At 67.1% G+C, this 24,678-nt stretch carries 22 protein-coding genes; 6 read left to right on the top strand and 16 right to left on the bottom strand.

Annotated elements, in window-relative coordinates:
• Positions 1-27: 27 nt before the first annotated feature.
• From WBP48_RS09980 to WBP48_RS09970, 3 genes are all read right to left on the bottom strand, one after another.
• On the bottom strand, positions 28-684 hold the full coding sequence (locus WBP48_RS09980) for a M23 family metallopeptidase (protein WP_424439720.1): 657 nt from the start codon (positions 682-684) through the stop codon (positions 28-30).
• Positions 685-796: 112 nt separating this feature from the next.
• The gene (locus WBP48_RS09975; protein WP_424439717.1) at positions 797-2,029 is read right to left on the bottom strand and encodes an ABC transporter ATP-binding protein; all 1,233 of its coding nucleotides are present in this window, start codon (positions 2,027-2,029) and stop codon (positions 797-799) included.
• Between the two features lie 3 nt (positions 2,030-2,032).
• A complete protein-coding gene (locus WBP48_RS09970) occupies positions 2,033-2,944 on the bottom strand; it encodes an ABC transporter permease (RefSeq protein WP_424439714.1) in 912 nt (303 codons plus the stop codon).
• Positions 2,945-3,305: 361 nt separating this feature from the next.
• Here WBP48_RS09970 and WBP48_RS09965 point away from each other — a divergent pair, with 361 nt between their 5' ends.
• Positions 3,306-4,445, top strand: a complete 1,140-nt coding sequence (locus tag WBP48_RS09965) for a glycosyltransferase (RefSeq protein WP_424439781.1) — start codon at positions 3,306-3,308, stop codon at positions 4,443-4,445.
• Between the two features lie 27 nt (positions 4,446-4,472).
• On the opposite strand, the gene rfbB is transcribed toward WBP48_RS09965, so the two are convergent.
• The 11 genes from rfbB to WBP48_RS09910 all read right to left on the bottom strand — a co-directional run bounded on the left by rfbB (position 4,473) and on the right by WBP48_RS09910 (position 17,166).
• Positions 4,473-5,471 carry a dTDP-glucose 4,6-dehydratase gene (gene rfbB, locus WBP48_RS09960; protein ID WP_424439711.1) on the bottom strand — a complete coding sequence of 333 codons (999 nt, stop codon included), beginning with the start codon at positions 5,469-5,471 and terminating at the stop codon, positions 4,473-4,475.
• Positions 5,471-6,340 carry a glucose-1-phosphate thymidylyltransferase RfbA gene (gene rfbA, locus WBP48_RS09955; protein WP_424439708.1) on the bottom strand — a complete coding sequence of 290 codons (870 nt, stop codon included), beginning with the start codon at positions 6,338-6,340 and terminating at the stop codon, positions 5,471-5,473. The genes rfbB and rfbA overlap by 1 nt, the downstream gene beginning before the upstream one ends.
• Before the next feature lie 58 nt (positions 6,341-6,398).
• Positions 6,399-7,532 (bottom strand): NAD-dependent epimerase/dehydratase family protein, encoded by a 1,134-nt coding sequence (locus WBP48_RS09950; protein ID WP_424439705.1) that lies wholly within the window; start codon positions 7,530-7,532, stop codon positions 6,399-6,401.
• 50 nt (positions 7,533-7,582) lie between these two features.
• Positions 7,583-8,524 carry a UDP-glucuronic acid decarboxylase family protein gene (locus WBP48_RS09945; protein ID WP_424439702.1) on the bottom strand — a complete coding sequence of 314 codons (942 nt, stop codon included), beginning with the start codon at positions 8,522-8,524 and terminating at the stop codon, positions 7,583-7,585.
• Between the two features lie 27 nt (positions 8,525-8,551).
• Complete coding sequence (locus tag WBP48_RS09940) at positions 8,552-9,433, bottom strand: glycosyltransferase family 2 protein (RefSeq protein WP_424439699.1); 882 nt, start codon at positions 9,431-9,433, stop codon at positions 8,552-8,554.
• Positions 9,434-9,482: 49 nt separating this feature from the next.
• Positions 9,483-10,364, bottom strand: coding sequence for a glycosyltransferase (locus tag WBP48_RS09935; protein WP_424439696.1), 882 nt, complete (start codon positions 10,362-10,364; stop codon positions 9,483-9,485).
• On the bottom strand, positions 10,357-11,640 hold the full coding sequence (locus WBP48_RS09930; RefSeq protein ID WP_424439693.1) for a lipopolysaccharide biosynthesis protein: 1,284 nt from the start codon (positions 11,638-11,640) through the stop codon (positions 10,357-10,359). The genes WBP48_RS09935 and WBP48_RS09930 overlap by 8 nt, the downstream gene beginning before the upstream one ends.
• A gap of 5 nt (positions 11,641-11,645) precedes the next feature.
• The gene (locus WBP48_RS09925; protein WP_424439690.1) at positions 11,646-12,812 is read right to left on the bottom strand and encodes a glycosyltransferase family 4 protein; all 1,167 of its coding nucleotides are present in this window, start codon (positions 12,810-12,812) and stop codon (positions 11,646-11,648) included.
• Entirely contained in the window at positions 12,790-13,980 is a 1,191-nt protein-coding gene (locus tag WBP48_RS09920) for a glycosyltransferase family 2 protein (protein WP_424439687.1), read from the bottom strand. Before WBP48_RS09920 ends, WBP48_RS09925 begins: the two co-directional genes overlap by 23 nt.
• 40 nt (positions 13,981-14,020) lie before the next feature.
• Positions 14,021-15,196: a glycosyltransferase family 4 protein gene (locus tag WBP48_RS09915; RefSeq protein ID WP_424439684.1), complete on the bottom strand. Its 1,176-nt coding sequence runs from the start codon at positions 15,194-15,196 to the stop codon at positions 14,021-14,023.
• A gap of 65 nt (positions 15,197-15,261) precedes the next feature.
• On the bottom strand, positions 15,262-17,166 hold the full coding sequence (locus tag WBP48_RS09910; protein WP_424439681.1) for a DUF6541 family protein: 1,905 nt from the start codon (positions 17,164-17,166) through the stop codon (positions 15,262-15,264).
• A 165-nt stretch (positions 17,167-17,331) separates the two neighbouring features.
• On the opposite strand from WBP48_RS09910, the gene glf reads away from it, so the two are divergent.
• Positions 17,332-18,468: a UDP-galactopyranose mutase gene (gene glf, locus WBP48_RS09905; protein ID WP_424439678.1), complete on the top strand. Its 1,137-nt coding sequence runs from the start codon at positions 17,332-17,334 to the stop codon at positions 18,466-18,468.
• A gap of 3 nt (positions 18,469-18,471) precedes the next feature.
• Here the strand turns inward: glf and WBP48_RS09900 are convergent, their stop codons facing one another.
• A complete protein-coding gene (locus WBP48_RS09900; protein ID WP_424439675.1) occupies positions 18,472-20,394 on the bottom strand; it encodes a glycosyltransferase in 1,923 nt (640 codons plus the stop codon).
• 89 nt (positions 20,395-20,483) lie between these two features.
• Between WBP48_RS09900 and WBP48_RS09895 the strand changes: the two genes are divergently transcribed.
• Both WBP48_RS09895 and WBP48_RS09890 read left to right on the top strand, forming a co-directional pair.
• Positions 20,484-21,278, top strand: coding sequence for an ABC transporter permease (locus tag WBP48_RS09895; protein WP_424439672.1), 795 nt, complete (start codon positions 20,484-20,486; stop codon positions 21,276-21,278).
• Positions 21,278-22,021: an ABC transporter ATP-binding protein gene (locus tag WBP48_RS09890; RefSeq protein WP_424439669.1), complete on the top strand. Its 744-nt coding sequence runs from the start codon at positions 21,278-21,280 to the stop codon at positions 22,019-22,021. Before WBP48_RS09895 ends, WBP48_RS09890 begins: the two co-directional genes overlap by 1 nt.
• A 34-nt stretch (positions 22,022-22,055) precedes the next feature.
• Here WBP48_RS09890 and WBP48_RS09885 read toward each other — a convergent pair whose 3' ends face one another.
• Complete coding sequence (locus tag WBP48_RS09885; RefSeq protein ID WP_424439666.1) at positions 22,056-22,526, bottom strand: GtrA family protein; 471 nt, start codon at positions 22,524-22,526, stop codon at positions 22,056-22,058.
• A 188-nt stretch (positions 22,527-22,714) separates the two neighbouring features.
• On the opposite strand from WBP48_RS09885, the gene WBP48_RS09880 reads away from it, so the two are divergent.
• Positions 22,715-23,518 carry a glycosyltransferase family 2 protein gene (locus WBP48_RS09880; protein WP_424439663.1) on the top strand — a complete coding sequence of 268 codons (804 nt, stop codon included), beginning with the start codon at positions 22,715-22,717 and terminating at the stop codon, positions 23,516-23,518.
• Positions 23,488-24,678 (top strand): hypothetical protein (locus WBP48_RS09875; RefSeq protein ID WP_424439660.1); only part of this gene is annotated, 1,191 nt, incomplete at its 3' end. The genes WBP48_RS09880 and WBP48_RS09875, both read left to right, overlap by 31 nt.

Genomic DNA, 24,678 nt, shown 5'->3' with positions numbered 1-24,678 from the left:
GACACCCTCGTCTTGCGTTTCTCGTGCCTACGCGCCCAGCTTGCTGATGACACGGTCGAGCTTGGCGTCAGCGCTCTGTGAGCTCTGCCCGGCGACTTGTGGCCACCCATATCCCTGGTTAGGAACTTGGAGCAGATTGACGATGTGGTCGAGCTTTGTTGTGATGGCGTTGAACTGCTCAGGTGTCATGGTGGCTACTTCTCCGGGTAGGGGGGCGTTCTGAATATGGGGCCAGGGATCGATGTGGCTGTCACGTGTGCTACCCGCCCACATCTCAAAATGAAGGTGAGGGCCGGTAGTCGGGTTGCCGGTGTTGCCGACGCGGCCGATCATCTGACCTGCGGCTACTGAGTCCCCAGGACGGAAGGATGCTGATGACAGGTGAGCATAGAGGGTGCGCCATCCCGACGAGTGAGCGATCGCGACGTATGTCCCTTGCCACGTACCGTTGTAGGTAACGCAAGTCCCGCCAGCAGCGGCGTACACCGGTGTTCCGGATGGCGGATTGAAGTCGACACCACGATGAATGCCGCCGTCGTAGAGATGTGAGTAGGGAGTTCCGGTGCCCCAGCGCTGGCTGACCCCACGTCGTGCGGCAAGGGGGAAACACCAAGGCTCGTTCGCCATGGCGACATCGGCGCTCAACGCTTCAGCGAGAAGCGGAGCGATCCCCGCGATAAGCAACAATGCTCGCCTAGTGATCGTTCCATTTGGGCGAGGCACTGGGGGTTCCGATTCGTCTAGCATCAGAGGTCAGCCTACTCAGGATTTCCTTCTCCGCGAATTCGAGATGCCCTCACTCCGAGGCCGTTGCTTCACCGTCGATCGCGATGCGGAGGAAGCCGATCGCGCGGGCATCCGGCTCGACGTTGAAAGACGTCGCCTGCATGACGTTGTGCAAGGTCTGGCCTTCCCCGTCGAGGAGGGCGGTGTTGATGAAGTACTTCCCGCCGCCGAGCGCCGGGGCGCGCAGCCGGAAGGCGACCGCGCCTTCGCCGTCGATCACGGGCAGTTCCATGTCGAGCCAGTCGGTGCCGGTCACATAGACCTTCTGCCCCATGGTGTCGTCGATCTGCACACGACACTTCCAGGTCGACAGCTGCTCGGCCACGATGCCGATGCGGATGTCGACATCGTCACCGGGCTGGACGAGGTCGCCAACGCCGCGCCCCACCGCCGACGCCACGACCTTCGTCACGGCGCCGCGCCGTCGCTGCTCGGGCCCGACCGACGCGTTGATCTCCTGAAGGCGCCGTTCCTCCAGGAGATCGCGGAATTGTGCCACCGCGAGCGACGGTTTTCCGTCGAAGAGCACCTTCCCCTTATCCAGGAGCACGCAGCGACCGCACAGGTCGACGACCTGGTCGAGGGAGTGGCTCACGAGGATGATCGTGCGTCCCTGATGCTGGAAGTCGCGGATGCGGTCCATGCACTTACGCTGAAACGCCTCGTCGCCGACGGCGAGCACCTCGTCCACGAGGAGGACGTCGGGGTCCGTGTGGACGGCGACGGCGAACGCCAAACGCACATACATGCCCGACGAGTAGAACTTCACCTGAGTGTCGATGAAGTCGCCGATGGAAGCGAAAGCGACGATGTCGTCGAACTGCGCCTCGGTTTCCTCACGACTCAGACCTAGCACCGAGGCGTTGAGGAAGATGTTCTCACGCCCGGTGAGGTCGGGGTGGAATCCGGCGCCGAGTTCGAGCAGAGCCGCGAGGCGGCCGCGTTCCACCACCGTGCCCGAGGTGGGTTCGATGATGCCACCGATCATCTTGAGTAGCGTGCTCTTGCCGGAGCCGTTGTGCCCGATGAGGCCGATCGTCTCACCCGCGTAGATATCCAGGGAGACGTCCCGCAGCGCCCAGAAATCCTTCTTGTGCCGACGACCGGCGCGCCCGAGCGTGACGATCCGTTCCTTGATCGAGGAGTCTTTGCGGATCGTGAACCGCTTGGAGACGTTCTCCACGCGCGCGACGGTCGGGCGCGTCGACGCGCTATCGCTGGGGAGCGTTGCGGGGTGAGGCATGGATCAGAGCTCCTGAGCGAAGTTGCCTTGCAGCCGGGCGAACACCCGGTGGCAGAGGACGAGCAGCACGAGACCCACTACGAGCGCGATGGCCAGGCGGAGCCACAGCCGGGCGGGCCAGTCGATGCCTTCGCCGGCGACCCAGAACGCGCGTTGGAACCCGAGCACGGCGAGGGTCAGAGGACTGTTCGTGTAGACCTCGAGCAGAACGGGCGACTCGATGAGGCTCTTCACCATCGCCCACGAGTAGACGATCGGGCTCGCCCAGAACAGCAGCATCGTCACGACCTCGACGAGGTACTGCGTATCGCGGAGGTAGACGTTGACGGCGCTGAACAGCAGGGCCAGCGCCGTGCCGTACACGACGAGCACGAGCAGCGCCGGGACGGCGTAGACGAACTGCCAGTGCAGCGGCGGCTTGAGCACCAGAAGAGTGGCCATAAGGAGGACGATGACCTGGATGCCGAAGTTGAACAGTGCCGAGCCCACGCTGGAGAGCGGGAACACTTCTCGGGGCAGATAGACCTTCTTCACCAGGCCGCCGTTGGTCAGCACCGAGCCGGTTCCGCCGACGACGATCTCGGTGAACAGCCCGATGGCGGAGAGGCCTGCGAAAACGTACACGGCGAAGTCGGGAATGCTCTCGGCCGCTCTGAGGAATTGGCCCATGACGACGAAGTACACGCCGAGCTGGATCAGGGGACGGATAAGCGACCAGAAGAACCCGAGCGCCGAGTCCTTGTACCGTGCTTTGAGGTCTCGCCGGACGAGAAGCCCGAGCATTTCACGATGGGAGAAGATGTCTCGGATCGCCGACCAGCCTGCTGACCCGGTGCGCGCGGCACCCGCCGGGTGAAGGGGCGTCGTCGCCAGCCGCTCGAACCGTGCTGCGGCCTCTTCGTTTACGCTCTCCATTAGAGCGATTCTATAGGGGTCAGCCTGGGCGTCTGTGGTGCTGGCGCCGCTACCGCAGGAGTCGAGCGTGCCTCGTTAGGGCACGGCGCGACGATGACGATCTCGATTCGGGATCAGGTCGGCAGGTGGTCGCCGGCGGTCCGGACAGCCGCCGCGGAATGCGCCGAGCAGAGTGCAGCGAGTGTCCACACGCTTCCCGTCGCACCGGACAGATCGGTCGACCTCACCTGCGCCCAGATTCTGGAGTTCACGCGTCGATGATCCCGACCCCGCTGCCGACGCGCGGGTACGACGGCAAGCCAACGCGCAGGATTCGTATGCGACGATTGATCTCGACCGTGCCGACATCAGGGAGCGCATCATCGACCTGTCCATCATCGTCCCGACGTTCAACGAAGCGCCGAACATCGCCGAACTGGTACGCCGAGTCGCCATCGTCGTCGCGGACACCGAGGCCGAGATCATTTTCGTGGACGACAGTTCCGACGACACTCCCGAAGTCATCCGCGTCGTCGCTGCTTCTGCACCGCTTCCCGTGAGGCTGGTCCACCGCGAGGATCCGGTGGGTGGTCTGGGCGGGGCCGTCGTGGCGGGATATCACGTTGCGGCATCCGACGTCTGCCTCGTGATGGACGGCGACCTGCAGCACCCGCCGGAGAAGATTCCGGAACTGCTCGCGCGATATCACGCTGGGGGGGTCGACGTGGTCGTGGCGTCCCGCTACACCGGCGAGGGCACGGCGCACGGGCTGGCGGATCGCACGAGGGTGCTGGTGTCACGAGCCTCGACGGCATTGACCAAAGCGATGTTCCCGCTGCGTCTGCGAGACGTGTCAGACCCGATGACCGGCTTCTTCCTCGTGTCGCGCTCAGCCGTCGACCTGTCGGGACTGCGCCCTCGCGGTTTCAAGATCCTGCTGGAGATCCTGGTGCGTCGGAGCTTCCGCATCGCGGAGGTCCCCTTCGACTTCGCGGATCGTCACGCGGGGCAGTCGAAGGCCTCTCTCCGTCAGGGGCTCCACTTCCTGGCCCAGCTCGCGGCGCTGCGGTTCGGCAAGATGTCCCTGTTCGCTGTCATCGGTGGGCTGGGTGCCGTCGTGAACATCGCCCTCGTCTGGGTGCTCACGCATTTCGGCATCGACTACATCGCCGCCGCCATCGTCGCCGCCGAGGCGACCATCATCGGCAACTTCCTGCTGCTGGAGCGATTCGTCTTCCAGGATATGCGCGGTGCGGCGTCCGGAGTGTGGTGGCGGTTTGCGAAATCGTTCACGTTCAACAACGTCGAAGCGGCCATTCGCATCCCGATCGTCGCACTCATGGTGGCGACCGGACATATCTCGGTCGTCGTTGCGACCGCCGTCACTCTTGTGCTCGCTTTCTTCGTACGCTTCGTCTTTCATTCCCTGGTCGTGTACGCGCCGAAGCAGAACGGCGCGGCACCCCTCCGTGGGGCGCTGGAAAGGGTCGACGAGCAGAGCATGCAACCGGGCGAACTCTAGCGGTGTGACGAGCGCCCGGGGGGATTCTCACTGCCCGTGGCGGGCGTAGAAGGCTTCGACGCCGTCCTTCGACGGTGCCCACCATTCCTCGTTGGAGCGGTACCAGTCGATCGTCGCGGCAAGGCCCGACTCGAAGTCGTCGTACGCGGGTGTCCACCCGAGCTGGGTGCGCAGCTTCGTGGAGTCGATGGCGTAGCGCAGGTCGTGGCCGGCGCGATCGGTGACGTGATCGTACGCGTCGGCATCCTGCCCCATCAGAGTGAGGATGAGTTCGACGACGGTCTTGTTGTCATTCTCACCGTCGGCGCCGATGAGGTACGTCTCACCGATGACGCCTCGGTCGAGGATCGTGAGCACGGCGGAGGAGTGATCGTCGGCGTGGATCCAGTCGCGCACGTTCTCGCCCTTGCCATAGAGCTTGGGTCGGATGCCGCGGATCACGTTCGTGATCTGCCGCGGGATGAACTTCTCGACGTGCTGGTAGGGGCCGTAGTTGTTCGAGCAGTTGCTGATCGTCGCCCGCACACCGAACGAGCGCACCCAGGCGCGCACCAGCAGGTCGGAGCCTGCCTTGGTGCTGCTGTACGGCGACGACGGGTTGTACGGGGTGTTCTCGGTGAACCGCTCCGGGTCGTCGAGTTCGAGGTCGCCGTAGACCTCGTCCGTGGAGATGTGGTGCAGCCGGGTGCCGTGCTTGCGGGCCGCCTCGAGCAGGGTGTAGGTGCCGATGATGTTCGTGTCGAGGAACGGCCGCGGGTCGTTCAGCGAATTGTCATTGTGCGATTCCGCGGCGTAGTGGACCACGGCATCCGCGTCGGCGAAAAGCCCGCCGACCAACTCCGCATCCGCGATGTCGCCCTGCACGAACGTGAAGCGGTCGGCGGGAAGACCGTCGAGCGAGGCAAGGTTTCCGGCGTAGGTGAGCTTGTCGAGCACCGTGACGTGGTCGTCGGTGTGCTCGATCACATGGTGGACGAAGTTCGAGCCGATGAAGCCGGCGCCGCCGGTCACGAGGAGCCTGCGCATCAGAGGCCTCTTTCCAGGGATTCGAGCAGATAGGTTCCGTAGCCGGACTTGACGAGTCTCTCGGCTCGCGAGCGCAGTTCGTCATCCGTCAGGAATCCCTGACGCCAGGCGATCTCCTCCGGCACGCCGATCGACAGGCCGGTGCGTCGCTGGATCGTGCGGACGTACTCGGCGGCATCGGTCATCTGATCGAAGGTACCGGTGTCGAGCCATGCCGTGCCCCGCGGAAGGACCTCGACGTGCAGCGCGCCGCGCTCGAGGTACGCACGGTTGACATCGGTGATCTCGTACTCGCCGCGCGAGCTGGGCGCGAGACCACGTGCGATCTCCACGACGTCGTTGTCGTAGAAGTAGAGTCCGGGAACCGCGAAGTTGCTCTTGGGTCGAGCGGGCTTCTCCTCGAGGGAGACGGCGTGTCCCGCGTCGTCGAACTCGACGACGCCATACGCGGATGGCTCAGCGACCCAATAGGCGAACACAGCTCCGCCGTCAACATCCGAATAGCGCTTCAACTGCGTGCCGAGGCCGGGTCCGTAGAGGAGGTTGTCGCCCAGGATCAGTGCGACCTTGTCGTCGCCGATGAAGTCGGCACCGATCGTGAAGGCCTGGGCGAGCCCGTCGGGAGAGGGCTGCTGCGCGAACTGCAGGCGGATGCCGAACTGTGATCCGTCTCCGAGAAGACGCTCGAAGAATGCCGCATCGTGCGGGGTGGTGATCACGAGGATGTCGTCGATGCCGGCGAGCATGAGGGTCGACAGCGGGTAGTAGACCATCGGCTTGTCGTATACCGGGACCAGTTGCTTCGACACGCCGAGCGTGATCGGGTGCAACCGCGTGCCGGAGCCGCCGGCCAGGATGATGCCTTTCACAGTCCTCCATCCTGCCATCTGCGGGAGGATGCCACCGTCTCCCGCTGGGCCGTGAGCATCATTTGAGGAGGTTTCGCGAAGCCATCTCGCGTAGCGACGACGAGTACGCGTCACCGCCGATGGGTTCCCCGTCGACCCACTCGACGAAGCGACGCACGCCCTCGGTGAACGAGACCGAAGGCACGAAACCGAGGCGCTCTCGCAGCCGGGTCGTGTCCGCGACGTTGTGTCGGATGTCGCCGAGCCGGTAGTTGCCGGAGACGCGTGTCGGAACCGACCGGCCGAACGCCTCGAAGAGCGCCGCGACGACCTCGTGGACGGTCGTACCCACGCCGGAGCCGACATTGAGCACTGCGCCTCCGACGCCGTCCTTCGTGGCCGCGAGGAACGTCGCATCGACGACGTCGTCGATGTACACGAAGTCGCGGCTCTCCTCCCCGTCCTCGAAGATGTTGATCTCCTTTCCCTGTCGGATGAGGGTGGAGAAGATCGACAGGATGCCGGTGTAGGGATTGGTCAGCGACTGACCCGGCCCGTAGACGTTCTGATATCTGAGCGTCACGGGTTCGATGCCGAGGGTGGGTGCGACAGTCATCACCAGCGCCTCCTGGGCGTGCTTGGTGATGCCGTACACCGACGAGGGATGGAGCGTGGCGTCCTCGGTCGTCGGGACGGAGGCGACGGCCTGCCCGTCCGGTAGATAGACCTCGAAGTCGCCGCGGGCCATGTCGGCATCCGCGCGGTGCGGAGGATAGACGAGGCGTCCGTCAGCGGTTCGGTACGCGCCTTCGCCGTAGATCGAGCGCGAGGACGCGACCACGATCCGCCGCGCCGTCCCGCCGTCCTCTGCGAGCACCTGGAGCAGCTTGGCGGTACCGCCCACGTTCGCCTGGGTGTACCGGTCGATCTCGTACATGGACTGACCGGTGCCGGTCTCCGCCGCCATATGAACGACGATCTCCGCGTCCTTCGCCGCTCGGCGCAGGTCGTCGAAGGAGCACACCGACCCCCGGATCAGCGTCACAGCGTCGTGCAACGAGGCGACCAGCGGCGAGGACTCCGGGTCGTCGCCATGCACCTGGGCGATCAGGGCGTCGAGGACGGTGACGTCGAACCCTGCGTCGGCGAATCTGTTGGCGAGGCGGGAACCGATGAACCCGGCTCCGCCGGTGATGAGAACGCGAGAGGCCATCCGCCTATCCTTTCATGACCTGACCGGTCGCCATTGCCGGTGTCGCGACGTCAGACGGCGAGCTCGTTGCGGAAGTAGTCGATGGTCCTTTCGAGACCAGCCTGGAGCTGCACGGTCGGTTGCCAGCCGAGACTGTCGCGCGCCAGCGCGATGTTCGGCTGCCGCTGCTTGGGATCGTCCTGCGGCAGTCCGCGGTACTCGATGGGCGAGGCGCTGCCGGTGATCTGCTTCACCGTGTTCGCGAGCTCGAGCATTGTGAACTCGCTCGGGTTCCCCACGTTGATCGGGCCGGTCACGTCATGGTCGGTGTTCATCAGGCGCACCATTCCATCGACGAGGTCGTCGACGTAGCAGAAGGACCGGGTCTGTGATCCGTCACCGTAGATGGTGATCGGTTCACCACGCAGCGCCTGGACGATGAAGTTCGACACGACGCGACCGTCATTGGGGTGCATTCGCGGACCGTACGTGTTGAAGATCCGGATCACCTTGATGCTGAGATCGTGCTGTCGGCGGTAGTCGAAGAAGAGGGTTTCGGCAGCGCGCTTTCCCTCGTCGTAGCACGAGCGCGGTCCGATCGGATTGACGTTGCCCCAGTAGTCCTCGGTCTGCGGGTGAACCGCCGGATCGCCGTACACCTCGGAGGTCGAGGCCTGCAGGATCGGGACGCGCAGGCGCTTGGCCAGGCCGAGCATGTTGATCGCCCCCACCACGCTCGTCTTGGTCGTCTGCACCGGATCGTGCTGGTAGTGCACGGGAGAGGCGGGGCACGCCAGGTTGTAGATCTCGTCGACTTCGAGGTACAGCGGAAAGGTGATGTCGTGACGAATCACTTCGAAACGAGGGTTTCCGAACAGGTGCTCGATGTTCCGTCGGCTTCCGGTGAAGAAGTTGTCGACGCAGATGACCTCGTTGCCCTCGTCGAGCAACCGCTCGGAAAGGTGGGATCCGATGAAGCCTGCGCCCCCGGTGATCAGAACTCTGGAAGACACTCCGGTAGCCTACCGGCTCTCACCGAGTCACCGTGTGGCGGACACCAAGCGGCGCTGCCCGAACGTCCTCCCCAGCACGCCCTCGAGCCGTCCTACGAACATCGGCCATCCGTCTCCGACGGTGATCGGCCGCGGATTGCGCACCCCGTACAGCAGGCCGGCCCCGATGAACGCTGCCCGCCACCACAGCGGATATCGGTGCCGTGTCATCGCGTAGCCCGTGCCCCGTCCATAGGCACGAAGTTTGCGACGTCGCTCCGCGGTCGACAGTCCGAATCCGGTCGAAATGCCGTCCACGTGCACCTCTGGGGGAAGCCAGACGAACCGCTGCGCGAGCTCGGGTCGGGCGGCCAGCGCCCGCAGCAGCAGATCGGTGCCCTCGGCGACCTGCCACGGGGTATCGGCTCCGGGTCCGATGCTCTCGTCGAATCCGCCGACCTGATCGAACAGATCGCGACGAAGGAGCATGCCCATCTCGATCACCGTCCAGGCGTTCCACCGGTCGAAGGTCGCTCCGGGGAGCGGGAGAGTCGTCTTCGGACCCCTTTCGTCCCACGAACCGAACCCGCCGGCGATGAAGCCCGCATCGCTGGCGGCGGCCCGGAGGGCGGGCACTGTGCCGGCAGGAAAGACGGTGTTGTCGTTGGGGAACGCGACCGCGAACGGTCCCGGCGGCAGTGCGGCGACGCCCGTGTTGCGTCCTCGAGAGGCACCACGCGATGACGCCGTCGCGCTCACCGGGACGCCGCGAGCGGCGAAGTCCGCGGCCAGCTCGGCGACCTCGGACTGGCGTTGCTGAGCGACGAGGACGACGGCATCTCCCTCGGAGAGCTGTCCTTCCAGCGATGTCAGGAGAATCCGGAGCGGCTCGATGCGGCCGAGCGTGGTGACGACGAATCCGAGTTGCACGTCACCATTGTGCCGGAGGTCATTGTGCCGGAGGTCGCATCGAAGGCCCCTACGGGAGCGCGTCGAGAGCAGGGTAGGCAGGGTCGGGGGTTCGGCGGCCGATCCGCCACCCGGCGATGACATAGCGCGCACCGCGGCCATCGCCGACCAGCACCCGCGACATGACCTTGGCGAGGAGACGGAGGTATCCCGTGATACGGGTGGCGCCCCCGCGCAGACGAAGGAAGTGACGGAATGCCTGGCTCGAGTAGGCCAGGATCCGCGACCCGGCCCGGGCGTGCGACGAAGACACCGCGTGGACGAGTCGCGCCCCGGCGACCTCGGCGAACGCGACGCCGTGGTCGCTGGCGCGCATGCCGAATTCCACATCCTCCCAGTACATGAAGAAGCGCTCGTCCAGCATCCCGACGGTGTCGAGCGTTTCTCGGCGGACGAGTACGCATGCCCATGTCAAGAAGTCCGGCACTTCACCGGGACGCGGCTGGCGGATCCCCCACGTGATCCGATTCACGACGCCACCCGCCGAGAACTCCCGGCCCTCCGGGGTCACGATCCGCGGGCCCACGAGTCCGAGGGACGGCGTGGTGGACAGCGCCTCGGTGAGGAGGGCGATTCCCGCCGGCGTGATCGTCGCGTCATTGTTGATGACGAGGAGCAGCTCGATGGCGGGATCCTGCAGTAGCGCCCTCATGCCCGTGTTGACTCCGACCGCGAACCCCGTGTTGTGCGCCAGCTCCACCACGGACACGCGGGCGTCAGCCGGAAGCGCCGCGGTGATGGTCCCATCGGCCTCGTTGTCGACGGCGACGACGCGAACGATCGCGGGGCTCGTCAAGAGCTCCGAGACGCACTGCGCGGTCTGCGACCGGTCGCGCCACGTCAGCACGACAGCACCAACGCGGGGAGTTCGGGAGGCTTCATCCTCAGCCATCGGGGTTCTCTTCATCTCTCGGGTTCGCTCTCGGCAGGTCGGTATCGGCGACGGCCCGCTCACTCCGACGCAGGTCGCGCATGGTTGCTGCGCACGGTCCCCAGAGCAGCAGTGTCGCGAGGCCCTCGGTCAGGGCGTAGCCGGAGGCCGCGCCGATGGGGCCGAGAGCGATCGCCGCGCCGATCATCACCGGCACGCCCACCACGGATGCGATCAGCGTCACTCGTACCACGACCCGCGCACCGCTCGCGGGAAACAGGATATGGCGCGTCATGCACGTGCGCAGCGACAGGAACAGGAACACGACGCCCATGACGGCCAGGACGGCGGTGGTCGCCGCAGCAGCCTCGCCGAACAGCAGCAGGCTCACCCAATGACCCAGGCCGGTCAGACCGAGGCATCCCGCCAGGCCCAGAGCGGCATGAGCCGACAGCGAGAGGCGCAGGCGCCGCGCGCGCTCAGGCCCGGTGACCTCGCCGACCCACCGCTGCAGCGCGCCGGCCAGCGTGAAGGGCAGGACGCTGCCGAGCTTGAACATCTTGTCGGCGGAGGCGAATCCCGCCGCGGCGGTCGCCGGCGCGGTGACGTTGACCAACGGTGCGGGGACGCTCGAGTAGGCGCTCAGCGCGGCGTCGTTGAGCGCGACCGGGAAACCTGCTCTCAGCAGCCGTGGCAGTTCGCGAACCGAAGGCCACGGGCCGACGTTGCGTCGCAGCAGGCGAGCCGTGAAGAAGGCCGTGCCACCGATCGTGACGAGTATGCCGGCGAGGGGGTAGAGCACCACGAGCCCCGTCGCCGCGATCACCGCAGTGGCAGCGATCGTCATCGCCACCCGCGGGATCGCGTCGTAGAGGATGATCGTCCGCGGATCACCCACCCCCGCGCAGTACCACGTGAACGACAGGGCGATCAGCGCTCCCTGGGTGCCCATGAGCACTGTCAGCCATTCCGAGCCGGGAGCCGCGACGGCCCAGCAGATGACGGCGAGAGCGGGTAACCCGATCACGGCGATGACGAGACGAACGACGAGGGATTCGCGGTAGATGCGCGCGCGCTCAGCATCCGTCGAGGCGACCGATATCAGCGCCGGTCCGATCGCGGCCCAGCCGTAGCCGATGACGATGGCGACGAACGTTCCCACCGACTCGCCGGCGATCGCGCTGGCCCAACCGTCCGGCCCTGCGGAGCGCGCGACGAGGGGAAGGGCGATCAGCGGTGAGACGGCGGCCAGCACCGGCGGGACCATGAAGCCGATGAGGCGTCGGCGCAACGTCATCTCGCTCACTGGGCAGCGCGCAATCGGCGGGGAGCGCGGGCCGTGCGGTACAGGACGCCGGCGGTCGCAGCCGCGGCGGCATCCCAGCTGAAGCGTTCCGACCAGGTGCGTCCCGCGGCGCGTTCGGCGGGCTGTGGAGGATGGGCGAGCGCATGTGAGATCGCGTTCGCCAGCGCGCCCGGATTCGACGCATCCGCGTAACGCGCGGCCGAACCGCCGACCTCGCGGAGAACGGGGATGTCATTGGCGACGACGGGAACGCCACGTCGGAGAGCGTCAACGACGGGCAGGCCGAATCCCTCGAGCAGGGAGGGGCACACGTAGAGGGCGGCCACGGCATACAGCGACTCGAGTTGCGGGTCGTCGACCCAGCCGAGCAACTCGACATCCCCGGCCAGTCCGAGGGAGTCGCGCAGTGACAGCAACGGGTCCCCCGCTCGACTGCCGGTGATGACGGTGAGCGGCCGCGTCTCCTCGGGGATCTCGGCAAGAGCCCGCAGCAGGCCGGCGAAGTTCTTGTGCGGCAGGCGGTTTCCGGTGCTGAGAAGGATCTGGCGACCCGGTGTGATCTGCAGGGGAGCCAGAACCTTCCACGGTTCGTGCGGCGGCACAGGGTCACTGGCGCCGTTCGGAATGACTGTGACGGCGTCGGGGGACACGCGCATATGCCGAGAGATCGCTTCCGCCGCTGCATGTGAGACGGTGATGATGGCATCTGCGCTCGTGGCGGCGCGAGCGGCCAACCACGACGTCAGCGCGCTCACGATGCGTGGCAGCAGTGGACCCGCGGCTTCATGATAGATCGCATCGTGAACGGTGACGACGCGGGGGGCGCCGCGGTGGATCGGGCCGAAGTTCGCTGGGCACCACAGCACTGATGCGCCGAGTGATCTCGCGACGCCGTCGACACGAAGCACGGCGCCGAGCGCCCAGCTCACACGATCGGAGCCCACCCAGTCCACGGTGTGTACGGCGCCGGGAAAGAACGCTGTGATCGGCGCCGTGCCGGCACGGCCGGTGAGGGCGACGAACTCGCAGTCCGGCATCAGATTCGGCAGCCTCGTGACGATCTCACGCACGTACGTCTCGGTACCGCCGCGCCCTCCCGTATACGAGAGGAGGTCCACGACGACCGTCGCGCTCGCGCGCTCAGGTCTCGATGAGCGCCTCATCGCGCACCTCACGCCGTGGAATAGCCAGGACACCGGAGAAGAAGCTCATCATGACGGTCTGGAACCCCAGCATGATGCCCAGAGCACTCGGAATGGCGATGCGCACGACCGCGGCGGCGTCCTGCGGGCCGAAATCGAGGCTGCCCCAGCGCAGAACTTGAATCACACCGATGGCCACGCCCACGAGGAAGATCGCGAGGCCCGCGAGCAGCCCGCGCTCCGCGCTCCAGCCGGCGACGATCGACCGGTACCGCTTGCTGGCCGGAAGGAACCCCTCCTGGGTGGCGTAGAGCTTGGTCAGCCAGAAGAACAGCAAGGACTGGTAGCCGATCACACACAGCGCGCTGGCGTAGACCATCGTGGTCACATCGAACCCCACGGCACCGATCTGCACGCCGCCGAACGAGAGCACCCCCACGGCGATGGCGCCCACCAGGAACGCGGCCACGCCCGGGTAGACGAAGAGCCACCGCGGCGCGAAGATCAGCAGGAACCGCAGATGGCGCCATCCGTCGTGCCAACTGCGCAGATGCGGGGGCCGCGAGCGCCCGTCCTTCTGCAACGGCGTGGGCACCTCTTCGATGCGATACTTCGCGAGGGACGACTTCACGACCATCTCGGATGCGAACTCCATACCGGTCGTCTGAAGGTCCAGATCCAGGATGCGCTGGCGATTGAAGCCGCGCAGACCGCAGTGGAAGTCGCGGACGCCCGGGCGGAAGAACACCTGGCCGATCGCGGACAGGACGGGGTTGCCCAGATACCTGTGCAGTGGTGGCATGGCGCCGGGGGCGATGCCACCGGCGAACCGATTGCCCATCACGAGGTCGGCCCCGGCTCGCAGGCGTTCGACGAACGGCTCCAGATGCTCGAAGTCGTAGCTGTCGTCGGCATCGGCCATGATGACGAAGCGCCCGCGGGCGGACTCGATGCCGTTGATGAGTGCCGCTCCGTACCCGCGTCGGGGGGCGTGCGACACACGCGCCCCCAGCTCGGTGGCGATCTGCTGGGACCCATCGGTGCTGCCATTGTCCGAGATCAGCACTTCGCCGGCGATGCCCGTCCGCCGCAAGAACCCCTGAGCCTTGCGGATGCAGATGCCGAGGGTCTCCGCTTCGTTGAGGCACGGCATGAGGATCGTCAGCTCGGGGCTAGACGGCTGGTTCACGATGATCCTTCGGTATTCGGGCGTAGACGCGCTGGGTCGTTCAGGCGGAGGTGCGCTCTTCGAGCGCGCTGCGGATGGCATCGACGGTACGTTCGACGGTACGCGTCTCAACGGCCTCGTCGTACCAGGCGCGCGTCGAACGGCGCAGGTCGCGGCCCCGGGTGGCAGCGTCGATGATCGCGGCTGCCAGGTCTTCGGGCCGCGCGGAGGGCGCGATGAAACCGTTGACTCCGGGGGTGATCAACTCGGTCGACGCGTTGCCCTCATCCGACACGAGGACCGTGGGAGTGCCGTGCGCGGCTGCTTCGACGACGACCAGGCCGTAGCCCTCGCGTCGCGACGGGTTGACCAGAACGGCCGCGCCTCGCATGAGGGCGTCGAGCTTCTCCTGCGTCACGAAGCCGGGACGGTCGGTCCACTCGCCACCATCGGCGGCTGCGATCGCCGCGTCCACGGCCGGTGTGCTCGGCCCTTTACCGAGCAGCACGAGGCGCAGCTCGGGGAGCGTTGCCCGCGCGAGCGCCACCGCAGCCGGGATCGACTCCACGCGCTTGTCGGGGATGTGGCGTCCCGCATAGAGAACGTACGGCGGCTCGGCGGCGGCCTCCGGCGCCGCCGGGGTGGCGGTTCCGGCGGGATCGATGAGGCCGGGGCTGACGAGAAGTCGTCGGCGGAACCCCTCGGCACGCAGTCGGCGTGCCGTCAGCTGCGAGTGCGCCGACGCGATCGGCGTCAGCGCGATGGCGAGCCGCTGCATGACCCAGGCGACGGACCCGGTGATCGTGCCGGTGTAGGCGAGCCACTGCCGGCGTCCCCAGACCTCCAGGTAGTCGACGACGACGATGGTGCCGGAGCCGAGCAGAGCCGCTCGTGCGGCGAACACGTTGAGCACGGGAAGCCCGCTCACGATCACCGCACGGTAGGCGCGGCGGCGCCGGAGCAGGGAACGGAAGAGGCCGAACGCGAAGGCCACCGCTGCGGCCGGGCGACGCACACCTTCGGCGTCGTACAACGACAGCGAACCCGAGACGGGCACGACAGCGAACGGCTCGTCGTGAGGCTGGTCGCCGGCATCCCATTGCCGGGATGTCAGGTAGTCGACGTCGTCGCCGCGGGCGCTGAGCCAGCGGGCGAAGGACCGATACTGCCGTTCTCCGCCACCTGTCGTGTACGGGAACAGGCAGTCGTAAGCGACGGCGATGGATCTCGATCGCATGGCGGAGTCAGCTTTTCAGGGGCGCTGGCGCGCCGTGGGGTAAGGAAATCTGGCTCATGTCTCGATCAGCAGCCCTCGATGCGGAACAGCCGGGCGTCGTCGCCCTGGGAGTCGACGAGCACCAGGTGCGAGGACGGTGTGAGGTCGTTGAGGCCCGCGCGCTCCAGCCCGGAGTCCGGACTGTCGAACACGTTACGGTCACCGAAGTCCAGGACGAAGTCGGCGCCCACCCGGGCGATGGCCTGACACACCTTCGGATCGTTGTCGATCTGATTCAGGTGTGCGTCGAGGTACTCCTGGTCGGGGCTGCGCGTGCCGAAGATGTGCAGAGACGTGACCTGTCGATCGGCGAGGGCGAATGCCAGCGATCCGCCGGTCCAGGGGTTGGTCACGATGAGCGCATCGGCAGGTGTCGTCTCGTCGAGCCGACCGAGCACGGCAGCCTCGTCGGCGGTGAGCAGCGCCGAGGTCGCATCGAGCCGATAGGAGGCTCGAGCATCCTTCATCACCGCGGTGACGTTGGCGCCGGTGGCGACGGTGAACAGCGCGGCCACGGCGAGGACGAGCAGCGAGCGTCGCAGCAGGTCGGATGTGCGCACGCGCCGAAGCCCGCCGCTGAGAAGGTCGACGAGCGCGACGGCACCCAGGACAGCGACCGGCACGCCGACCGCGGGGAGCAGCGCCGCGAGACGGAAGGAGTCGTTGTACCAGGGGTTGGTGAGCAGATCGCGGATGACCGTGCCCACCGGCAGCCCGCTGGCGACGATGAACAAGAGCGCTCCGCTTGCGAAAGGCAGTCCCACCTGCCACCAGCGTGCGGGGCGCCGGATCACCATCGCGATCCCGATGAGGAGCAGTACCGCCGTCGTGACGGTGATGGGATATCCGCGGGGGGAGACCAGGGCCGCCTCGCCGAAGGCCTGCGCCGTGCTCTGCCATGCGCTCCAGCCGGACATCTCGGCGTTCGTTCGGGCATAGCGCCACATCACCGCGCCCAGGAGTACGAAGGCCAGCATCGACGCGCCCACCAGCACGGCGTGACGGCGAGTGCCGCCGCGCCAACCACGAACCGCGAGGAACCAGAGCACGCACGCGACGGTCGTCGCGTACAGGGCGAGGATGGCGTTGGGGTGTGCCAGCCCGATTCCGGCGCAGATCACCAACAGCAGGAGCGCCTGGCGCAGCGCGTTTCTCCCGCGCGCCCGCAGCAACAGCCACACCGCCGCGATGCCGGCGGGGAGGATCGCGTACGCCGTCGCGTTCGGGTAGAGGACTCCAAAATAGAGGAGCAGCAGCGGAAAGGCCCCGAAACCGGTCGAGAGCGCTGCGGCGGCGCCGAGGGCTGCGGGGCGCTCGCGGAAGGCGACCGCGGTCAGGGCCATGATCGATGCCGGCCACGCGACGGCGCAGATCGCGATGTTCGCGGCGCCTACCGCGAGCGCGACGCTGCCGCCGCCCAGTTGCGCGACGAGGGTGACGAGGCTGTGCCAGCCGTTCGGGTACCAGTCGATCTGGGAGGTGGCGCCGATCCCGAACCCGGACGAATCGCCGGACTCCAGAGCCAGCGCGATGGCGTTCAAGTGCACGACATTGTCGAAGGTCTGCGAGATGTTCTCGGGACCGCCGAAGACGCTCATCAGCTGCAGCGCGATCACGGTCCCGGCGGCGGCGATGCCGGCCACCGTCACCGCCGCCGAGGCGCGGGACGAGGCGCCGGACGAGGGGGTGTCGGCCGATCGGCCGGTCCACCGGCGAACGCCGAATGCCACCGCTGCGGTGAGCGCGGTGAGGATGATGACCGGGACGAGAGACCAGTCGAGGCCGACGATGTGGGCCGCAGTGGCCGCGACGGCGATGATGGCGACGGACAGCGCCGGTGCGAGGAGCCAGACCTTCACGGAGCGCACGCCCCAGCCTGCGGCGACGACCGCTGCACCCGGTGCGGCCAGCAGGGCGACGCCGATCAACACAGAGGGAATCGCCGTCGCCCAAGCCTCAGACAATCTCGACCTCCGGGCTCGATGACAACAGTGAGTTAGTCTAGATGATCGTTGTCCGGGCGGATGTCGTGAACCGAAGGCAGACCGCGATGCGTTCGCCCGCCTGCCCGCGCGCCCACGACAGAAAGCACCACCATGGATCTCCTCATTGTCGGTTCCGGGTTCTTCGGGCTCACGATCGCAGAACGTGCCGCGGCGTCCGGCCGCAAGGTGGTCGTCGTAGAGCGGCGCTCGCACATCGGCGGGAATGCGTACAGCGAGGACGAGCCGACGACCGGCATCGAGGTCCACAGGTATGGAGCGCATCTGTTCCACACCTCCAACGCATCGGTGTGGGAGTACGTCAACCGGTTCACGGCGTTCACGAACTATGTGCACCGCGTGTACACCACCCACAAGGGGGTCGTGTTCCCGCTGCCGATCAACCTCGGCACGATCAATCAGTTCTTCCAGGCGGCCTATACACCGGGTCAGGCCCGAGCCCTCATCCACGAGCTTGCCGGCGAGTTCGACCCGCGAAACGCGAAGAACCTCGAGGAGCGCGGCATCGGCCTCATCGGCCGGCCGCTGTACGAGGCGTTCATCCGCGACTACACGGCCAAGCAGTGGCAGACGGACCCGACCGAACTGTCCGCCGAGATCATCAGCCGCCTGCCCGTGCGCTACACCTACGACAACCGGTACTTCAACGACACGTGGGAAGGCCTCCCCGTCGACGGGTACACCGCCTGGCTGGAGCGGATGGCGGACCACCCGAACATCGAGGTGAAGCTCGGTGTCGACTACTTCGACGAATCCCAGCCGCTGAACAAGGCGGCCACGGTGGGCCGGCTCCCCGTCGTCTACACCGGGCCGGTCGACCGCTACTTCGACGACGCCGCGGGCCGCTTGAGCTGGCGGACGCTCGACTTCGATCAGGAGGTGCTCGACGTCGCGGACTTCCAGGGCACGAGCGTGATGAACTACGCGGATGCCGACGTGCCCTACACGCGCATCCACGAGTTCAAGCACTTCCACCCCGAGCGCGCGGACCGCTACCCGTCGGACAAGACGGTGATCGTCCGCGAATACTCGCGATTCGCGTCGGATGCCGACGAGCCCTACTATCCCGTCAATACGCCAGAAGACCGGGCGCGGTTGCTCTCCTATCGAGAACTGGCACGCGGTGAGAAGGACGTGCACTTCGGTGGACGACTGGGCACCTATCAATACCTCGACATGCACATGGCGATCGGGTCGGCGCTCGCCATGTGGAACAACCAGCTGTCCTGATCGTCACGCCTCCCGCGGTGAGCGATCCCCGAAGGTGACGTGCCACGCCTCGGCCGAGGTGAGTCCGGCGGCCGCGGATCGGTACTGCTGCGACAGCGTGCTCCAGTTGCGGCGCAGCCTCCGGTGCAGCCGGACCGAGTCCCACAGCAGGGCGCGGTACTTGGCGCGATCGCGCGTGTAGATGTTCTTGCCCGAGCCGTCGGCGGCGCTCACCAGAGCGCTGTCGTAGTAGGGCACGCGCCACCAGTGCGCGTCCTCCTTGCCGAACTCGACCTCGGGTTGGGCGAGATTCTCGGGTCGCGGCGCATGCAGCCAGTGCGACACCAGGGTGGATACCGTGAACCAGCGCAGCCGCAGACCCGTGGGGCTGTCGAACTCGTGCCGCCTGCTGCGCTTGAACACCTGGCGCCCGTGCCGGGAACGCAACGGCACCCCTGTCTCCTTGTGGACGACCGTCTCGGGAAAGTCCTTCGCGAGCGCACGGGCGGCGGGCATGGCACTCGCGATCCCCGCGTGCATGTGTGCCGGGCCGGAGAGGATGTCCCGCAACGCCCGATGACGCAGAGCCACCGGGTAGTACTGCATCATCATGAGGTGCTTCAGGTCCATGCGGCGGCTGTGGCGCAGCAGCGTGCCGCCGTCCGGTGATCGGGAGTGCAGGAGGCCGGCGACGATGCGGTTGCGGGCGTGGAAGTACGCCTGCCAATCGATGGAGTCGTCCTTGCCGACCCACGACACGTGCCACAGGGCGATGCCGGGAACCGACACCGTCGGGTAGCCCGCATCTCGCGCGCGCAGGCAGTACTCGGCGTCGTCCCATTTGATGAACGCCGGGAGGGCGAGGCCGATCTCCCGGATGATCTCCGTGGGGATCAGGCACATCCACCACCCGTTGTAGTCGGCATCCAGTCGCATGTGGAGCGTCGGAGACTGACGCAGGTTCGCGACCGAGAAGTCATGCGGCATGCGCTCCTGGTAGAGCGTGCGCCACATGAAGGGGCGATCGTCGACGACTTCCGCCCAGGCGTGCAGCTTCGGGCGGTCGAGCAGGTCGAACATGTGCGCACCGACGATGGTGGGGGTCGCCGCAAACCGACCGAAGACGACCGACCGGCGGATCGATTCGGGCTCGATCTTCACGTCGTCGTCGAGCAGCTGGACGAAGTCGCTGTCAGGTCGGTCGAGAGTCTTCGCCATGGCGCGCGCGAATCCGCCCGAGCCGCCGAGATTCGGCTGCGTGATGATCTCGAGGGCGTCGCCGAGCTGCTCGGCCACCTCGGGGAAGTCCGCTTCGGCATCCACCCGCCGATCGCCCTGATCGATGATGAAGATCCGATCGATCACATCGAGGGCCTCGGGCGAATCGGCCAGGGCGCGTAGCGTGCCGACGCAGTAGCCGGGCTTGTTGTAGGTCGTGATTCCGATACTCGCCTTGCCGGTACGCGCCGGCTCCTGTTCGGTGGTCCACTCGGCCCCGTCGAACACGGCCGGTTCCTCATCGGCGGCGACATCGAACCAGATCCATCCGCCGTCGCTGTACTGGTCGAGAGTGAGTGCGAACGACGTCGAGGCAGCTCCCGCGACCTCTTTCGTGTCGATGCGTTGCGAGACACCGGCGCCGGTCGAGCGATACACCAGGATCGTCGCCGGCCCCGTCGTGCGGACGGTCAGCGTGACGGAGCGGACCGTCGTCCAGTGCTGCCAGTACGAGGCGGGGAACGCGTTGAAGTAGGTGCCGAAAGAGACGCGCCGACCCTCCAGAATGCGTGCCTGCGTGCGTCCCAGGACGTTACCGAGCCGGGCACGGTTGGACACGCGCACCGGTTCCTCATCGATCGAGGTCCAGGTCTCCGGGTCGACGTAGAGCGGAAGGAGGTCGGGATCGCGGTCGAGAGGAAGCACGACGTTCTGCAGGACGTGGGACACGGGAAAGCTCCGGACGTATCGGCGAAAGTGCGGTCGACGGACCAGGGAGCAAGCCTACCTCGGTGGACCCCGCAACTAGACTCGACCACGTGACCACCGCCGCCGTCGGCGCTCCTGGCTCCGCCCGGCGCTACCTCCACTCGCTGTGGTTGCTGTCGTCGCGCGACCTGAGGGTGCGGTACGCGACGAGCGCGCTCGGATACCTGTGGTCGGTGCTCGATCCGCTGGTGATGAGCGTCATCTACTGGTTCGTCTTCACACAGGTGTTCCAGCGCGGCGATATCGGCGCGCAGCCCTACATCGTCTTCCTCATCTGCGGCCTGCTGCCGTGGGTATGGTTCAACTCCGCCGTCACGGACTTCACGCGTGCATTCAGCAAGGACGCCCGCCTCGTTCGTTCCACCGCGATCCCCCGGTCGATCTGGGTGAACCGCATCGTCCTCAGCAAGGGCGTCGAGTTCCTCTTCTCGCTGCCTGTCCTCGCCGCGTTCGCCGTGTTCGCGGGCGCGACCGCCGGCTGGGGCCTGCTGCTGCTGCCGGTGGCCGTGCTGCTCCAGGTCGTGCTGCTCGTGGGTCTCGGCCTGCTCGTCGCACCGCTGTGCGTGCTGTGGGGCGACCTCGAGCGCACGACGCGCCTCATCCTGCGCGCGCTGTTCTACGCGACACCCATCGTCTACGGCGTGGCCGACCTGCCGGGCGTCTTCCGAGACCTGGCGGTGCTGAACCCCCTCGCCGGGATCTTCACGCTCTACCGCATCGGCCTGTTTCCGCAGGAGTGGGACGCGCCCGCGGTGACCGTCGGCGCCGCCATGAGCGTCGGCATCCTCCTCGTCGGCATCCTCGTTTTCCGTCGCCTCGAGTCCGCCGTCCTGAAGGAGCTGTGATGGCGGGAGAGCTTGCGATCCGCGTCATGGACCTCGGTGTGCGGTTCCGCCGCAATCGCCGCGGTCGGCGCAGCCTGAAGGACCTCTTCGCGGGCGCCGCTCGCCGCAATCGACCTGATGAGTTCTGGGCGCTGCGCGGCGTCACCTTCGAGGTCACGCGGGGCGACGCGATCGGTGTGGTGGGGCGCAACGGGCAGGGCAAGTCCACGCTTCTCAAGCTCGTCGCCGGCGTCCTGCTTCCCGACGAAGGGGCCGTCGATGTAGACGGGGGAGTGGCGCCTCTCATCGAGATCACCGGCGGCTTCGTCGGCGATCTCACCGTGCGCGAGAACGTGCGCCTCACGGCGGGGCTGCATGGCATGTCCAAAGCGGAGGTGTCGCGCCGGTTCGACGACATCATCGACTTCGCCGAGCTCGCCGACTTCGTCGACATGCCGTACAAGCACCTGTCCAACGGCATGAAGGTGCGTCTTGCGTTCTCCGTCGTGTCCCAACTCGATGAACCGATTCTGCTCGTCGACGAGGTGCTCGCCGTCGGCGACAAGGCGTTCCGCGAGAAGTGCTATCGGCGTATCGACGAACTGCTCGCCGAAGGGCGCACCCTCTTCTTCGTCAGTCACAACGAGAAGGATCTGCGCCGCTTCTGCACCCGCGGTCTCTACCTCGACAAGGGAGTCCTGAAGCTGGATGCCGGGATCGGCGAGGTCCTCGACGCCTACAACGCCGACCACCACGAGCGCTGACCGCGCCAGAAACACCCACCCGTCGCCGCAGATGTCAGGCGCGGGCGTCGTCCGCAACCGAAGGGGATGGCGCCCGGGTGCGGAAGACGAGCGCGTGATAGAAGAAGAAGCGCGCCACGACCACGACCACGATGCTGATCAGGTTCACCACGTTGACGGCGACGGGTCCGGCAGGACGCCCGAGAGCGACGGCGACCAGCTCGACGCCACCCCAGACGAGCAGCACCCCCAGGACGGTGCACCCGACGTTGACGACGACGAACAGGACGATCTCGACCCACAACCGGCGACGGTCGCGGTGCCGGAACGTCCACTGCCGGTTGCCGACATAGGCGTTGACGAGCGCCACCAGCGACGCGGCGATCTTCGCCGCGACGACGTCCCACCCGAAGGTCAGATACAGGAGGTTGAAGGCGGCGATCTCGATGAAGGTGCTGACGGCTCCCACCGTCAGGAACCGTGCACCGATACCGGCCAGGCGACGGGCGCGCACGGACAACGACATGATCCTCCACGGTACAGGGTGGTCCCGTCCGATCGAGTGCACCACGGGCCGATCGAGTACGCTACAGAGGTTGCCCTGGTCGCTCTGATCTCCCTGGTTTCGTCGGCTTCCCGGGCACAGCGACCTGAGGTCGGCAGACCCGGGCCGCGTGCACACATCGGTGGCGCGGGACACAGGAAAGGCGTGACGTGACGATCCGACATCTGGCCGTCGTCATGCCCGCGTACAATGAGGCCGGCGGCATCGCCGGGTTCATCCGCGAGATCCACGAGTCCGTCGCTTCTCTTGCGCCGCAGATCGACATCATCGTCGCCGACGACAGGTCGACGGACTCGACGGCATCCGTCGTCACCGCGCTGGGTCTCGACGGGGTCCAGGTGCGCACCCAGCCCGCCAACCGCGGTCACGGTCCCACGGCACTCGCCGCGTATCGCGCAGGACTCGAGACCGGGGCCGACGTCATCGTGCACGTCGACGGTGACGGGCAGTTCCGCGCCGAGGACTTTCCGCGGGTCGTCGCCGCACTGGTCTCCACACACGCCGACGTCGTGCACGGCGTGCGCCGTGACAGGGAGGACCCGTGGTACCGTCGCGCCCTGAGCTCCGGCCTCCGCGTACTCGTGCGTCCGTTCGCCGGCCGCGCCATCCCCGATATCAACACGCCCCTGCGGGCTTACCGCGCCTCGGCGCTTCGCCCGCTCGTCGACGCTGTCGGCGTCGGCGCGATCGTGCCGCACGTGCACTTCTCGCTCGCCGAGGCGCGATCCGGAATGCGCGTGCGCTATGTCAGCGTCAGAAGCCTGCCGCGCCGGGGTGATGAGGCCGGTGGCACGATGTGGGATGCCGAGGGACAGCCGAAGCTGCCCCCGAAGCGGCTCCGCTCGTTCGCGCGCGAGGCATTGGGGGAGGTGTGGCGGCTCTCGCTGCGCCCCGGTGCTCCGTTGCGCGAGGTCGAGGTCGGGTGGACGGACCGCTCCGGGGGAGCGGAATGATGGCGGTGGATGCCGGGGCATCCTCAGCCGCACTCCGACGCACGATCGACGTGGCCTTCTGGGTGACGGCCGCGGCGCTCGTCTCCGTCGCCGCGCTCGCCGCGGCATCCAGCCTCACTCGCGCCTCCCTCTGGGAGGACGAAGCGTTCAACCTCACCGTGCCGGTGAATCTCCTGGGCGGCCTCGGTTACACGAGCGACGGCACGCTGTCGGGCAGCGTCCTCACACCGTTCGACCCGCGGATCTCCACCGGGCCGGTCGTGCTGCTGCCGGTCGCGGCCGTCATGGCGCTCGGCGCCGACCTCGTCATCGGGGCCCGACTGGTATCGCTCGTCTTCTTCGCGGCGCTGCTTGCCGCACTCTTCGTCGCCAGTCGTCGTGTCGGCGGCCGGTGGGCAGGTGCTGCCGCGGTCGCCGTCGCGCTCGCCTTCGACGCGTCGGCGCCGCCGTCACCCATCCAGGGCCCGACGGATGTGCTGGGTGAGATTCCCGCCGCGGCTCTTCTCGCGTGGGCGGTCATCGCGGTCCGGCGCCGGCGGTGGCTCGCGGGTCTGCTGGTCGGGCTCGCCGTCCAGGCGAAGGTGATCAGTCTGCTCGCGGTGCCCGCTTTCGTCGTCGGCCTGCTGGTGCTTCGGTCCGGCCAACGCTGGGGGGCACGGCTACGTGCACTGATCGTGCCCGCAGCGCTCGTGATCGCCCCGACGGTGCTCGTCGAGTTGTCGGCACTTCTCGCCCTCGGAGCGGGCGGGTACGTCGAGCACCTGCACATGACCAAGACCTTCGTGCTCACGGGAGGACAACTGGGCGTCCGCACCTCGCCGGGCGACAAGCTCGCGGTCCTGCTCGGCGCGTGGCGCCTGCCGGCGCCCGTCGCCGGCGTGATCGCGGTCGCCGCGATCGCCGCGATCGTGGTCGCTCTCGTCGTCATCCGGCACTCGCCCCCCGGCCTCGATGATCTCCTCCGTCGAGCCGATCTCGCACCGGTGAGCGAGCAGCGCGCGACCCTGCTGATCGCTGCCGTCGGCGTCGCCGCGTTCGCGGGTTGGTGGCTGACCGCCGGACACACCCCGGCGTGGGTGCGTCACCCGGCACCGGGGATGCTCGCGTTCGTCCCTCTCGTCGCGGCGTACGCCGTGGTCGCGCTGCGCGTGCTGTGGTCG

Origin of the sequence: Microbacterium sp. (assembly GCF_049661145.1) — a bacterium.
Classification (GTDB): Bacteria; Actinomycetota; Actinomycetes; order Actinomycetales; family Microbacteriaceae; genus Microbacterium.
The sequence above is the reverse complement of the archived record's forward strand: the minus strand, read 5'-3'. Positions and strand labels throughout refer to the sequence as shown.

Excerpts from the sequence above, each read along its gene's own strand:
- WBP48_RS09975 (WP_424439717.1), bottom strand. The coding sequence starts at position 2,029 with ATGCCTCACCCCGCAACGCTCCCCAGCGATAGCGCGTCGACGCGCCCG.
- WBP48_RS09970 (WP_424439714.1), bottom strand. The coding sequence starts at position 2,944 with ATGGAGAGCGTAAACGAAGAGGCCGCAGCACGGTTCGAGCGGCTGGCG.
- rfbB (WP_424439711.1), bottom strand. The coding sequence starts at position 5,471 with ATGCGCAGGCTCCTCGTGACCGGCGGCGCCGGCTTCATCGGCTCGAAC.
- WBP48_RS09950 (WP_424439705.1), bottom strand. The coding sequence starts at position 7,532 with ATGGCCTCTCGCGTTCTCATCACCGGCGGAGCCGGGTTCATCGGTTCC.
- WBP48_RS09935 (WP_424439696.1), bottom strand. The coding sequence starts at position 10,364 with ATGGCTGAGGATGAAGCCTCCCGAACTCCCCGCGTTGGTGCTGTCGTG.
- WBP48_RS09930 (WP_424439693.1), bottom strand. The coding sequence starts at position 11,640 with ATGACGTTGCGCCGACGCCTCATCGGCTTCATGGTCCCGCCGGTGCTG.
- WBP48_RS09925 (WP_424439690.1), bottom strand. The coding sequence starts at position 12,812 with ATGAGGCGCTCATCGAGACCTGAGCGCGCGAGCGCGACGGTCGTCGTG.
- WBP48_RS09915 (WP_424439684.1), bottom strand. The coding sequence starts at position 15,196 with ATGCGATCGAGATCCATCGCCGTCGCTTACGACTGCCTGTTCCCGTAC.
- glf (WP_424439678.1), top strand. The coding sequence starts at position 17,332 with ATGGATCTCCTCATTGTCGGTTCCGGGTTCTTCGGGCTCACGATCGCA.
- WBP48_RS09890 (WP_424439669.1), top strand. The coding sequence starts at position 21,278 with ATGGCGGGAGAGCTTGCGATCCGCGTCATGGACCTCGGTGTGCGGTTC.
- WBP48_RS09885 (WP_424439666.1), bottom strand. The coding sequence starts at position 22,526 with ATGTCGTTGTCCGTGCGCGCCCGTCGCCTGGCCGGTATCGGTGCACGG.